This window comes from Sphingobium fuliginis (assembly GCF_004152845.1).
Taxonomy (GTDB): Bacteria; Pseudomonadota; Alphaproteobacteria; order Sphingomonadales; family Sphingomonadaceae; genus Sphingobium; species Sphingobium fuliginis.
Genome location: NZ_SEON01000001.1, coordinates 477618 through 490076, shown reverse-complemented (window position 1 = coordinate 490076; position 12459 = coordinate 477618). Strand labels below are relative to the sequence as shown.

Annotated in this window: 15 protein-coding genes; 10 read left to right on the top strand and 5 right to left on the bottom strand. The window is 65.0% G+C overall.

Features of this window, described 5'->3' with window-relative positions:
* Nucleotides 1-132 precede the first annotated feature (132 nt).
* Nucleotides 133-1308: a radical SAM family heme chaperone HemW gene (hemW, locus tag EWH10_RS02545; RefSeq protein WP_044660148.1), complete on the bottom strand. Its 1176-nt coding sequence runs from the start codon at nucleotides 1306-1308 to the stop codon at nucleotides 133-135.
* Between hemW and EWH10_RS02540 the strand changes: the two genes are divergently transcribed.
* Entirely contained in the window at nucleotides 1307-1942 is a 636-nt protein-coding gene (locus tag EWH10_RS02540) for a CAP domain-containing protein (RefSeq protein ID WP_025546975.1), read from the top strand. The genes hemW and EWH10_RS02540 overlap by 2 nt on opposite strands.
* A gap of 58 nt (nucleotides 1943-2000) precedes the next feature.
* On the opposite strand, the gene rnhA is transcribed toward EWH10_RS02540, so the two are convergent.
* From rnhA to ispH, 3 genes are read right to left on the bottom strand one after another with little or no spacing between them, the layout of a single operon-like run.
* Nucleotides 2001-2447, bottom strand: coding sequence for a ribonuclease HI (rnhA, locus tag EWH10_RS02535; protein WP_025546973.1), 447 nt, complete (start codon nucleotides 2445-2447; stop codon nucleotides 2001-2003).
* Nucleotides 2444-3421, bottom strand: a complete 978-nt coding sequence (thrB, locus tag EWH10_RS02530) for a homoserine kinase (RefSeq protein ID WP_065847278.1) — start codon at nucleotides 3419-3421, stop codon at nucleotides 2444-2446. Before thrB ends, rnhA begins: the two co-directional genes overlap by 4 nt.
* A gap of 4 nt (nucleotides 3422-3425) precedes the next feature.
* A complete protein-coding gene (gene ispH, locus EWH10_RS02525) occupies nucleotides 3426-4373 on the bottom strand; it encodes a 4-hydroxy-3-methylbut-2-enyl diphosphate reductase (RefSeq protein ID WP_044660146.1) in 948 nt (315 codons plus the stop codon).
* A gap of 154 nt (nucleotides 4374-4527) precedes the next feature.
* On the opposite strand from ispH, the gene EWH10_RS02520 reads away from it, so the two are divergent.
* The 9 genes from EWH10_RS02520 to tatC all read left to right on the top strand — a co-directional run bounded on the left by EWH10_RS02520 (nucleotide 4528) and on the right by tatC (nucleotide 11929).
* Nucleotides 4528-5136: a hypothetical protein gene (locus EWH10_RS02520; protein WP_037481428.1), complete on the top strand. Its 609-nt coding sequence runs from the start codon at nucleotides 4528-4530 to the stop codon at nucleotides 5134-5136.
* 119 nt (nucleotides 5137-5255) lie between these two features.
* Nucleotides 5256-6983, top strand: a complete 1728-nt coding sequence (gene argS, locus EWH10_RS02515; RefSeq protein ID WP_044660145.1) for an arginine--tRNA ligase — start codon at nucleotides 5256-5258, stop codon at nucleotides 6981-6983.
* A 19-nt stretch (nucleotides 6984-7002) separates the two neighbouring features.
* Entirely contained in the window at nucleotides 7003-7719 is a 717-nt protein-coding gene (locus tag EWH10_RS02510) for an SPOR domain-containing protein (RefSeq protein ID WP_044662763.1), read from the top strand.
* A 175-nt stretch (nucleotides 7720-7894) separates the two neighbouring features.
* A complete protein-coding gene (nagZ, locus tag EWH10_RS02505) occupies nucleotides 7895-8908 on the top strand; it encodes a beta-N-acetylhexosaminidase (protein WP_130029766.1) in 1014 nt (337 codons plus the stop codon).
* A gap of 37 nt (nucleotides 8909-8945) precedes the next feature.
* Complete coding sequence (locus EWH10_RS02500) at nucleotides 8946-9728, top strand: segregation and condensation protein A (RefSeq protein ID WP_044660143.1); 783 nt, start codon at nucleotides 8946-8948, stop codon at nucleotides 9726-9728.
* Nucleotides 9725-10318: an SMC-Scp complex subunit ScpB gene (gene scpB, locus EWH10_RS02495; protein ID WP_025546958.1), complete on the top strand. Its 594-nt coding sequence runs from the start codon at nucleotides 9725-9727 to the stop codon at nucleotides 10316-10318. The genes EWH10_RS02500 and scpB overlap by 4 nt, the downstream gene beginning before the upstream one ends.
* 130 nt (nucleotides 10319-10448) lie before the next feature.
* The gene (locus EWH10_RS02490; protein ID WP_007685564.1) at nucleotides 10449-10679 is read left to right on the top strand and encodes a twin-arginine translocase TatA/TatE family subunit; all 231 of its coding nucleotides are present in this window, start codon (nucleotides 10449-10451) and stop codon (nucleotides 10677-10679) included.
* Between the two features lie 30 nt (nucleotides 10680-10709).
* On the top strand, nucleotides 10710-11147 hold the full coding sequence (tatB, locus tag EWH10_RS02485; RefSeq protein ID WP_044660142.1) for a Sec-independent protein translocase protein TatB: 438 nt from the start codon (nucleotides 10710-10712) through the stop codon (nucleotides 11145-11147).
* Nucleotides 11144-11929: a twin-arginine translocase subunit TatC gene (gene tatC / locus EWH10_RS02480; protein ID WP_025546953.1), complete on the top strand. Its 786-nt coding sequence runs from the start codon at nucleotides 11144-11146 to the stop codon at nucleotides 11927-11929. Before tatB ends, tatC begins: the two co-directional genes overlap by 4 nt.
* A 36-nt stretch (nucleotides 11930-11965) precedes the next feature.
* On the opposite strand, the gene EWH10_RS02475 is transcribed toward tatC, so the two are convergent.
* Nucleotides 11966-12094, bottom strand: coding sequence for an entericidin A/B family lipoprotein (locus tag EWH10_RS02475; protein ID WP_025546951.1), 129 nt, complete (start codon nucleotides 12092-12094; stop codon nucleotides 11966-11968).
* Nucleotides 12095-12459 lie beyond the last annotated feature (365 nt).

Sequence of the window (12459 nt, the reverse complement as noted above, 5' to 3'; positions counted from 1 at the left end):
TATCCCATGCGCCGGCCTCCTCGGATTGTTCCGGCATCCATTTCTCTCCGCAGGCATAAGCTGCCTGAAGGCAGGATGGATGCTGAAAACGGGTTCAGCATGACGCCTTTGTAGCGGATGCCGCGCCGTCGTTCAGACCGCCACGATCTCCGGCAGGATGGCGTCGAGCAGCAGCATCCCGGCAGGCTCGATGCGGAGCCGCTGACCCTCTCGCCGCACGAGCCCATGGCCGGCCAGCCGCGCCACCGCCTCGGCATCCACCAGAGCCTCGATCGCCATCCTCGACATCCGCGCAATCCTCTCCAGCTCTACGCCTTCGCCCAGCCGCAGCCCCATCAGCAGCGCTTCCCTGGCCCTGTCGTGCCCGTCGAGCGGGTCTTCGCTTTGCAGGCCATGGCCATTGCGCGCGACGGCGTTCATCCAGTTTTCCGGTTTCCTGTGCCGCAGCGTCGCCAGCCCATCGCGCCGGCCATGGGCGCCGGGGCCTATGCCGACATAGTCGCCATAGCGCCAATAGGTAAGGTTATGCCGGCTTTCCTGCCCCGGCCGGGCGTGGTTGCTGATCTCATAGGCGGGAATGCCGGCGGCCGCCGTCATCGCCTGCGTCCGTTCGTAAAGGTCGGCGGCATGGTCCGGATCGGCGGGATTCAACTCGCCCCGCGCCACCAGCGTCGCAAAGCGGGTGCCCGGTTCGATGGTGAGCTGATAGAGCGAGAGATGATCGGTGCCGAAGGACAGTCCGCGCGCCAGTTCGCTTTCCCAATCCGCCAGACTCTGGCCGGGACGGGCATAGATCAGGTCGAAATTCACCCGGCCGAACACCGATTGCGCCACGTCTAGCGCGGCCAGCCCTTCCCGCACGTCATGGGCGCGGCCGAGGAAATGCAGCGCCTCATCCTCCAGCGCCTGAAGGCCCAGAGACACACGGTTCACCCCGGCGGCCGCCAGGTCCGCGAAGCGGGCGGCCTCGACCGAACTGGGATTGGCCTCCAGCGTGATCTCGATGTCGCTCGTCGGCCGCCAATGGCGCGTGGCCGCGTCGATCAGCGCCTCCACGATGTCGGGCGGCATCAGCGACGGCGTGCCGCCGCCGAAGAAGATCGAGGAGAGCGGCCGGCCGCCGCTCAGCGACGCTTCATGGGCAAGGTCGCTCAGCAGCGCCGCGCGCCAGGCATCGCTGTCGATCTCGGCCCGAACATGACTGTTAAAATCGCAATAAGGACATTTGGAAACGCAAAATGGCCAATGCACATATAAGGCCAGGGGCTCATCGGGCGCGGCAGCGGGGATAAAGGGGTCGGGCGGCATGAATGGGGGCCTTCTTAAACGGCTTTGGCCTGCGCGGCTAGCGCTGCTCGGCCTGTTGGCGGCAGCGCCGGGGCAGGGCGGCGCGGAGCCGTCGCCCGGGGCGCGGCAATTGCCTCCGGCCAGGCCCGCTTCCTATTATGGTCTTGAGGAAGCGGATCGGGACGAGGGTCTGATGCGCGACGTCGTGCTGGGCATGCACAATGAGGAACGGGAATCGCTGGGGCTTTCGCCCTTGGCCTGGGATAGCGCCCTGGCCGCCGATGCGGCCCGCTATGCCCGGCAGATGGCGCAGACCAACATCTTCCGCCATTCCGCCCGCGCCAGCCGCGCCGTTCCCAGCGGCGAGAATCTCTGGATGGGATCGCGCGGCCTCTATGATTATCAGCTGATGGTGGGCTCCTTCATCGATGAGAAGCGGCTGTTCCGGCGGAGCGGCAAGCTGCCCGACCTCAGCGTCACCGGCCGATGGGAAGATGTCGGCCATTATACCCAGATCATCTGGCGCGGCACCCGCAAGGTCGGCTGCGCCCTGGCGGAGGGGCAGAGCTACGACTATCTCGTCTGCCGCTATTATCCGGCGGGCAATATATTCGGCCGCAACCCCCTGGATGGGGAGGATGGCGTCCAATCCTGACGGGATGGAGCCAGTCGAGGGGCCCCAGCGCCGCCGATCACCGGCTGGGTCAACCCATCTACTTGCGGAATTGCTCCGCCGCCGCGCAGGCGAGTTGATCGGCCCGCTCATTTTCGGGGTGGCCGGCATGGCCTTTCACCCATTGCCATGTCACCTTGTGGCGGGCCGCGGCCCTGACCAGCTCCTGCCAGAGTTCCGCATTCTTCACCGGCTTCCTGTCGGCCGTCTTCCATCCATTCTTCTGCCAGCCGAACACCCATTTGGTGATGCCGTCCATCACATATTTGCTGTCGGTATAGAGCGTCACCTGGCATGGACGTTTCAACGTCTCCAACGCCTGCATGGCGGCCATCATCTCCATGCGATTGTTGGTCGTCTGCGCTTCACCGCCGGAGATCTCCTTCTCCGTCTCGCCAAAGCGCAGCACGGCGCCCCAGCCGCCGGGGCCGGGATTGCCCTTGCACGCGCCGTCGGTGAAGATCTCGACCTGGGGAAGGGTGCTCATGCGCCGAGCAGCATGGCCGGATCGGCAGCGGCGTAGAATTCCAGGCGGCGCAGATAGGCCAGCGGGTCCTTGCGCGTCACCAGCGCATCGGCGGGCGTATTGATCCAGTCATAGGCGCGCGTCAGCAGGAAGCGGAGCGCCGCACCCCGGCAGAGGACGGGAAAGGCGGCCCGTTCGGCTTCGGTCAGGCCGTGCGTTTCCCGATAGCCGGCACCCAGCGCCGCCGCCCGATCGCCGTGCCATGTCGCGCCGTCATTGCTGAACACCCAGGCGCTGTGGGTGACGGCCAGATCATAGGCGCGGATGTCGGTGCAACTGAAATAGAAGTCGATGAGGCCCGTCACCCGATCGCCCAGCATCAGCACATTGTCCGGGAAGAGGTCGGCATGGATCACGGAGCGAGGCAGCTCGGCGGGCCAATGGGTGTCGAGGAAAGTAAGTTCCTCCGCCACGCGGGCCTTGAGGCCCGGCGCGATCCGGTCGAAGTCCGCGCCGCATCTGGCGGCCAGATCATGCCAGCCGGGGAGATCGAGGGCATTGCGGCGCGTGCCGGCAAAGCCCTCCGCCGCCCGGTGCATCGCGCCCAGCGCCGCGCCCGCGGCCCGGGCCTGGCCCGCGGTCGGTTCGGTCACGGAGATGCCGGTCAGGAATTCGATCAGGCAGGCGGGGCGACCGGCAAGCTGTTGAAGCCGCCTGCCTTCCCGGTCCGCGATGAAACGGGGGACGAGGCAACCGCGTGCGCCCAGATGGTCGAGCAGGTCCATGAAAAAGGGCAGGTCCGCCTCATTCACCCGCTTTTCGTAGAGGGTGAGGATATAGCGATGACCATTGCCGTCCGGGCCGGTGGTCTCCAGCAGATAATTGCTGTTCTCCACCCCCTCCGCAATGCCCTTGGCGGAAACGAGGCGTCCGGCGTCGTAGCGGGTGAGGAAAGCGTCGATCTCTTCGGCGGGGACCTGGGTATAGACGGCCATGGAGTTATGCGGCCTCCAGTCCGCGGGGGAGTTTGAACGCAATGCTTTCCCGCGCGGTTTCGACCTGTTCCTCGGCCACGGAAAATCTTTCGCCGATCCGGTCCACCACTTCCCGCACCAGCACTTCGGGGGCGGATGCGCCGGCGGTAAGGCCCAGCGTGTTCACACCCTCCAGCCAGGTGAAGTCGATCTCGTCCGCGCGCTGGATCAGGCGAGCGGGCGTGCCTTCGCGCTCCGCCACCTCGACCAGCCGCAGCGAGTTGGAGCTGTTGGGCGCGCCGATCACATAGACGGCGTCGCACCGGGCGGCGATGGCCTTCACCGCCGCCTGCCGGTTGGAGGTGGCGTAGCAGATATCCTCCCCCTTGGGCGCATGAATGGTGGGGAAGCGGCGCTGGAGCGTGGCGACGATCGCGGCAGTGTCGTCGACGGACAGCGTCGTCTGCGTCAGGAAGGCGAGATTGTCGGGATCGGCAGGGGTAAAGGCCTCTGCATCCTCCACCGTTTCGACAAGGGTCATATGCCCCGCCTCGACCTGACCGAAGGTGCCGATCACCTCCGGATGGCCCTTATGGCCGATGAAGAGGATATGGCGCCCCGCTTCGACCTGCCGTTCGGCCTGGCGGTGGACCTTGCTGACCAGCGGGCAGGTGGCGTCCAGATAGTCGAGCCCGCGCTCCTCCGCCTTGGCCGGGACCGTCTTGGGAACGCCGTGGGCGGAAAAGACCACGGGCAAGCCGTCGGGAACCTGGTCCAGTTCCTCGACGAAGATCGCGCCCTTCGCCTTCAGCCCGTCGACCACATATTTGTTGTGGACGATCTCGTGCCGGACATAGACAGGCGTGCCATATTTCTCGATCGCCCTTTCGACGATGACGATGGCGCGGTCGACACCGGCGCAAAAGCCGCGCGGGGCGGCGATCAGCAGCTTCATGGGCGGAAGATCGGTCATGCCTGCCGCTTAGGCCAATGTGGCTTTGGAGGAAAGCCGCTTCCTTGCCGCCCTGTGCAGTTTGAGTTGCGTGGGGGACGGGCTATGGATAAGAAGCCCAACGCCTGTTCCCAAGGGATTGCCTGTGACCTTTTCTCGATTTGCGCTGACCGGAATGATCGCCATGGCCCTTGCGGGCTGTTCCCAGCGGGGCGAAATCGATCCCACCGGCGGCATCGTGGCCGTGCGATCGGCCTGTCCCGTCGCGGCGATCCCGGCGCAGACCGGCGACGTCACCCTGTTCAATCCGGCGGGCAGCACGGATGCCCGTGCGATCGACGTGGTGGCGGAGATCACCAACCTGCGCTCCACCTGCTCGGAAGGGGACCAGCTTTACACGGAGGCGACCTTCACCGTGAACGCCCGCCGCAGCGATGCGGGCGCGGCGCGGCAGGTGACGCTGCCTTATTATTCCGCCGTGGTGCGGGGCGGCAACGCCGTCGTCGCCAAGCGTGTGGGCCAGGTGGTGCTCGACTTTCCGGCCGGGCAATATCGCGCCACCACGACCGCCAAGGCCGGCTCCTATGTGAACAGGGCTGCCGCGACGCTGCCGGCCGACATCCAGCGCAAGATCACGGAGAAGCGCAAGGCGGGGGATGCCGACGCGGCGATCGACCCCTTCGCGCAGCCGGACGTCAAGGCGGCCTTGCAGCGAACCAGCTTCGAGCTGCTCGTGGGTTTCAACCTGACCCAGGATCAGCTCCGTTACAACGCGACCCGCTAAGCTTAGCTCAGTTCATTTCCCCGTTCGGGCCGAGCTTGTCGAAGCCCTTGTTTCTTGAAGAAAAAGGGCGACCCTTCGACAGGCTCAGGGTGAACGGGTCCTGGTAGAAAGTTCGCCCAGTGTCTCTTTACAACCGCTTCACCGCCCATCTCGATGCCGTGCTCGACGCGCTGGAGGCTGACGGCACGCTGCCCGCCGGCCTCAACCGCAAGCCGGTGACGGTCGAACCGCCGCGCGATCCAGGCCATGGCGATCTTGCCACCAACGCCGCCATGGTGCTGGCCAAGCCCGCCGGCAGCAATCCGCGCGCGCTGGCGGAGAAGATCGTCGCGGGCCTGGAAAGGCTGGACGAGGTAGAGAGCGCATCGATTGCCGGCCCAGGCTTCATCAACCTGAAGCTGACCGACGCCACCTGGCGGGCGGAACTCGCCGCGATCCATGCGGAGGCGGAGGAATATGGCCGCTCCTCGACGGGCGAGGGCGTGACGGTCAACGTCGAATATGTCTCCGCCAATCCGACCGGCCCCATGCATATGGGCCATTGCCGGGGCGCGGTGGTGGGCGACGCGCTCGCCACGCTGCTGGAGCATGTCGGGCACAAGGTGATCCGCGAATATTATATCAACGATGCCGGCGGGCAGGTGGACGTGCTCGCCCGGTCGGCGCATGTGCGCTATCGCGAGGCATTGGGCGAGGCGGTAGGAGAGATTCCCGAGGGTCTTTATCCCGGTGATTATCTGGTGCCGGTGGGGCAGGCGCTGGCCGCCGAATATGGCGACAAATATGTCGGTGCGCCGGAGAGCGAATGGCTGGTGCCGTTCCGCACCAGAGCGGTCGCGGCGATGATGGAGATGATCCGCAGCGATCTGGCGCTGCTGGGCATCCATCATGACATATTCTCTTCCGAGGCCGAGTTGCAGGCGGCAGGCAAGCCCGAAGCGGCCGAAAAATGGCTGCGCGCGCACGACCTCGTCTATGACGGCGTGCTGGAAGCGCCCAAGGGCGAGACGCCGGAGGATTGGGAGCCGGTCGAACTGCCGCTGTTCCGCTCGACGAAATTCGGAGACGATCAGGACCGGCCGATCAGGAAGTCGAACGGAAGCTGGACCTATTTCGGCGCCGACATGGCCTATCATTTCCAGAAGGCGCAGACGGCCGACCAGTTGATCGACATCTGGGGCGCGGACCATGGCGGCACGGTGAAGCGCATCCAGGCCGCCGTCGCCGCGCTGACGGAGGGCAAGGCGCGCTTCGACGTCAAGCTGATCCAGATGGTCCGCCTGCTGCGCGACGGCGAGCCGGTGAAGATGTCCAAGCGCGCCGGCAATTTCGTGACGCTGGCCGATGTGGTTCGCGAAGTAGGCAAGGATGTGGTCCGCTTCACCATGCTGACGCGCAAGGCCGACGCGCAGATGGACTTCGACTTCGCCAAGGTGGTGGAGGCGTCGAAGGACAATCCGGTCTTCTATGTGCAATATGCCCATGCCCGCATTTCCTCGCTCGGACGGCGGGCGGAGGAGGCGGGGATCGACCTGCCCGCGCCCGACCTGTCCCGCCTTGGGACGGAGGAGTTGGGGCTGGTGAAGCTCGCCGCGCAGTTTCCGCGTGTGGTGGAGGGGGCGGCTTCGGCCCGTGAACCGCATCGCATTGCCTTCTATCTCAATGACTTGGCTTCGGCCTTCCATAGCTGGTGGAATCTGGGCAACGACAATCCGCGGGCGCGGGTCATCCTGACGGACGACCCGGCCACCACTTCCGCGCGGCTTTTCTTGAGCCGGGGAATCGGGCAGATCATCCGCAACGGGTTGGCGCTGATGGGCGTTGCGGCCCTGAACGAGATGCAATGACCGGCGGAGTTTGATCGAGATGGGCGATTATGCGCGGGGAAGGCTGGACCTGGACGATGAGGAGCGTCTGCCCTGGCTGGAACCCGCCATCGAGGATGAGGAGGAGCCGGGGCTGTCGCCGCTGCGGCTGCTGGGCTTCATTCTCTTTGGCCTGGTGCTGATCGGCGCGGTCGTCGCGGGGGTCTGGCTGATCCAGAACCGGACGGGCGGCGCCGGGGGCGAGGGTAAGCTGATCGCCGCGCCTGCCGGCAACTATAAGATTCCGGCCAAGGAAGCCGACGCCAAGAAGTTCGATGGTGAGGGCGATGCCAGCTATGCCGCGAGCGAGGGCGTGGCGCGTGACGGGCGAATCGATCCGACCCGCGTGCCGGAGGCGCCGATCACGCCGACCGGGACAGCGGATAATGCGCGCCCCGCTGTGCAAGGCAAGCCGTCGCAGAGCGTCACGGCGCGCGTGGCGGACGAGACCAGCGCCCGGCCGGCGACGGCGGCGGCCCGGCCGGCGGGCGGCGGCATGATCCAGCTTGGCGCCTATGGCAACCAGGCTTTCGCCAAGGATGCATGGAAGCGGCTGTCCAAGCGCTTCACCTATCTGGAGCCGTTGCCCATGTCGATCGAGCAGGCCGAGGTGGGCGGCAGCACCGTCTACCGCCTGCGCGCGGCGGCGGGCGGGCAGGCGAGTACGCTCTGCGGCAAGCTCAAGGTCGCGGGCGAAAGCTGCATGGTGGTGAATTAGGGGAATGGGACTTGGCCGGGAATGGCCGTCCTGAGGCATTCCTCCTCCCGCAGGCGGGAGGGGGAATGTCTTGGACCCGCCCATTTATGTCCCTCGGCCAAATCCCACCGATCCTGCGGCAAGGCCGGAACAACCCCTTCGACAGAGCCGCTTTCAGCCGCTACCATCGCTCCGCATGAAACCCGTTATCTTCGGCCTTTCCGGCGAGACACTGACTTCCGATGAACGCGCCTTCTTCGCGGAGGCCGATCCGGCGGGTTACATCCTCTTCCGCCGCAATATCGTGGATCGGGGGCAACTTCGCGCATTGACCGACGATCTGCGCGCGTTGCATGGCCGGGACGATCTGCTCATCATGATCGATCAGGAAGGCGGCCGGGTCGCGCGGATGCAGGCGCCGGTCTGGCCCAGCTTTCCTCCTGGCGCGGTGTTCGACAAGCTCTACGAAATCGCTCCGTCCAGCGCCATCGCGGCGGCCCATGCCAATGCGCGGGCCATTGCCACCACATTGGCGGAAGTCGGCATTACCGTCGATGCGCTGCCGTTGCTCGACGTGCGGCAGGAAGGGGCAAGCGACATCATGGGCGACCGCACCCTTGGCGCGGAGCCGATGCGGGTCGCCGCCCTGGGGCGGGCGGTGATCGAGGGGCTGGCCGATGGCGGCGTGGTCGGCATCGTCAAGCATATGCCCGGGCATGGCCGGGCGATGGTCGACAGCCATCATGAACTGCCCATCGTCACCGCCGACGAGGATGCCCTGGCGATCGATCTGGCACCGTTCCAGGCGTTGAAGGATGCGCCCATGGGGATGACGGCGCATATCGTCTATACGGCCTGGGACCCCGACCTGCCGGCCAGCCTCTCCCGTTCCGTGATCGACACGATCATCCGTGGGCGGATCGGCTTTGCCGGGCTGCTGATGTCCGACGATCTGGACATGAAGGCGTTGAAGGGCAGCATCCCGGAACTGGCGGCGGCAACGGTGGCGGCGGGCTGCGATCTGGCGCTCAATTGCTGGGGGCGGATGGACGATATGGTCGGCATTGCCGACCTGCTGCCGGACATCGGGACCGAGGCGAAGGCAAGGCTGGACCGGGCGATGGCGTCGAGCGGCGCGTCGCCCGAGGGGCCGCCGCTGGAGGAACTGCTCGCCACCCGCGACGCCTTGCTGGCGATGGTGCCGGCGTGAGGCGGGGCGCCGATTGCCGGAAAGCGCCCTGCTAGCGATGGACGACCTCTTCGCCCCTGCCGCCGCGGCCCGGCCCGACATGCTGACCGTCAGTTTCGAAAGCTGGGAGGGGCCGCTCGACCTGCTGCTGGCGCTGGCGCGGACGCAGAAGGTCGACCTGCGCGAAATCTCCATCCTCGCGCTGGTCGAACAATATCTCGCCTATATAGAGGGCGCGCGGAAGCTGAAGCTGGAACTGGCGGCCGACTATCTGGTGATGGCGGCGTGGCTGGCCTATCTCAAATCCTCGCTGCTGCTGCCGAGGGAGGCGCAGCCCGAACCCAGCCCCGAGGAACTGGCGCTGCGTCTGCAATTGCGGCTCCAGCGGCTTCAGGCGATGCGGGAGGCGGGCGCCCGGCTGATGGCGCGCGACCGCATCGGCCGCGACGTGTTCGTCCGCGAAAGGCCCGAAGGCCTGCGCCTCGTCCGCAAGGCGAAATGGGCGGCCAGCCTGTTCGACCTGATCCAGTCCTACGGCCAGGTCCGTGCGCGGACGCAGCCGGTGGTGCATATGGTCGCGGTGCGGCCGGTCATGACCCTGGACGAGGCGATACAGCGCGTAGGCACGCTGGTGGGGGCGGCGATCGACTGGACCGCGCTTGAAGCCTTCCTGCCGAGCGGGCAGGATGGGCCGATGGCACGATCGGCATTGGCCAGCAGTTTCGTCGCCGCGCTGGAACTGGCGCGGCAGGGGCGGCTGGAAATCCAGCAGGACGGGATTTTCGAACCCATTTTCCTGCGGGCCGCCGTGCCGGAACCGAATGCGGGGCGCCTATTGTGATCGAGGAACAGGACGATTTCCTTCGTGCGGTGGAGGCCGTGCTGTTCGTATCGGAACAGCCGCTGACCCTTGGCGAAATCAAGCTGCATGTGGGGGAGGCGGGCGATCTTGCCGCCGCGCTGGCGACGATCAGCGGTCATTATGCGGGGCGCGGCGTCAATCTGGTCGAGCGGGGCGGGCGCTGGCATTTCCAGACGGCTGCGGACCTTTCCCATATCCTTCGCCGGGAGAAGGACGAGACACGCAAGCTGTCGCGCGCCGCCATGGAGACGCTGGCGATCATCGCCTATCATGAACCCGTCAGCCGCGCCGAGATAGAGGCCATTCGCGGCGTTCAGGTGGCGAAAGGCACGCTGGACGTGCTGATGGAGGCGGGCTGGGTCAGGCCCGCCGGGCGCCGGGAGGTGCCGGGAAGGCCGCTGATCTACGCCACCACGGTAGAATTTCTGTCACATTTCGGCCTTAGCAGCCGCAGGGACCTGCCGGGTATCGACGACTTGCGGGCCGCCGGCCTGCTCGATCCCGTCGATTTGGCGCTTGAGGGTCTGGGCGCCCAATCCGTTGTGGAAAATGATGAGGAAGACGCCTAGATCATGCTTGGGCCTCTGTCGGGCCGAAACATGATCTGCGGGTTTGTTCGCCGTGATTTCCGGGCCGTGAAATATTTCCATTTCACGCGAAATCACTCTAGATAAGACGCAGTTTCAGGAGTGTGTTCAAATGGGTTCCTTTTCGCTGATGCACTGGGTCATCGTTCTCCTGGTGGTCATGCTGCTGTTCGGCGGCGGCCGCATCTCCGGGTTGATGGGCGACGTCGCCAAGGGCATCAAGAGCTTCAAGAAGGGCATGGAGGACGACGACGTGCCCACCAAGCCCGCCACGCGCATCGAGGGCCATCGCGTGCCCGAACAGGACGCGCCCACCGCGACGGAAGAAAAGACCAAGGCCTGATTTTTCCTTCGGCCGGGGCGGTAGGCACGCATGTTTGGTATCGATTCGTCTGAACTTCTGGTGATCGTCATCATCGCGGTGATCGTCATCGGCCCGAAGGACCTGCCGCGCGCGCTCTACAAGGTGGGGCAGATCGTGGGCAAGGCGCAGTCCATGGCGCGCCATTTCCGCACCGGCATCGATGCGATGGTTCGCGAGGTGGAACTGGAGGAGCTGGAGAAGAAATGGGCCGCGCAGAACAAGCGGATCATGGAAGAGCATCCGCCGGAGACGCTTGCGCCTGAAACCGCCGGTGAAACCGGAGCCTTGCCAGCACCCGCCGCCGCAGCGGCAGCCGGGGAGGTCCCGCCCTTCGTCGCTGAATCGGCCCCGGCGAGCGAAGCGCGCCCCTATGTCGCCCCGCCAGCGACGGACGGACCGCCCTATGTGGCGCAGGAACCGGTGCGGAAGGACGACGCGGCGGCATGAAGGACATCGACGACAGCAAGGCGCCTTTGCTAGACCATCTGATCGAACTGCGCGGACGGCTGCTCAAATGCGTCTATGCGCTGTTCATAACGGGCGCGATCTGTTTCTATTTCTCCGAGCAGTTGTTCGCGATTCTGGTCCATCCGCTGAAGGAAGCCTTTGGCGACGATGGCGGGCGGCTGGTCTACACCAAGCTGTATGAAGCCTTTTTCGTTCAGGTGAAGATCGCGGTCTTCGGCGCTTTCTGCCTGTCCTTTCCGATCATCGCGAACCAGCTCTGGGCCTTTGTCGCGCCGGGGCTCTATGCGAAGGAAAAGAAGGCGCTGCTGCCGTTCCTCATCGCCACGCCCTTCCTCTTCGCCATGGGCGCATCGCTGGCCTATTTCGTGGTGATGCCCACGGCCTTCCACTTCTTCCTGGAATTTCAGGGCAACAGCAGCGGCCTTCAGGTGGAGGCGTTGCCGAGCGCGGACAGTTATCTGGGGCTGGTGATGCAGTTCATCCTCGCCTTCGGCATCAGCTTCCTGATGCCGGTGCTGCTGATGCTGCTCAACCGCGCCGGTTTTGTGAGCCGGGCGCAGTTGATTGGCCTGCGCCGCTACATGATCGTGGCCGCCTTCGTGCTGGCGGCGGTGCTGACGCCGCCGGACGTGGTCTCGCAGCTCATGCTGGCGATTCCGCTGCTGGCGCTTTATGAAATCACCATCGTCGCTATCTGGTTCACCGACCGGAAGCAGGCCAAGGATCTGGCCACCAGCGAAGCGGCGGACGCTGCGGGTTGAAAAAAGGCTCGCTGTGAAGCGAGCCTTTCCATCGGATCAGTTGGCGGCGTTTTCGACCGCCTGGCCGGCGCTTTGCACGTCCTTGCCGGCGCCTTCGACCGTATTGCAGGCCGCGACCATCAACGAACCGGTCAATAGAAGGGCGGCCAATATCTTCCTGGTCATCATCGTCTCCTTTTCAGAGCCTTTGTCCTGCATAGCTGGCAGGAAATGCTTCAACCGGGCGTCATGCCGGTGACCAGTGAACAACCCGCTGCCCGGAAAAGCGTTCCGAGAGCGAAAATATCTCTGATTTCCGGGGAGTTGGCTAAAAAATTCTGAGCCCGGAACGCGTCGGGGGGGGGAGATGCGTTCCGGGCTCATGTTTTTTTGGATAGCAAGAGCGGGGGGCAAAAGATTTGCTATCCGCAGTGCAGAACCCATGAAGGAAGGATTAGGTTCCCCACGACCGAAAAAATGATGAGAAATTTATTTCGTTATTTTTCAACGGTTTGATTGGTTTCTGAAACGGTAACCATAAAATAATCGGC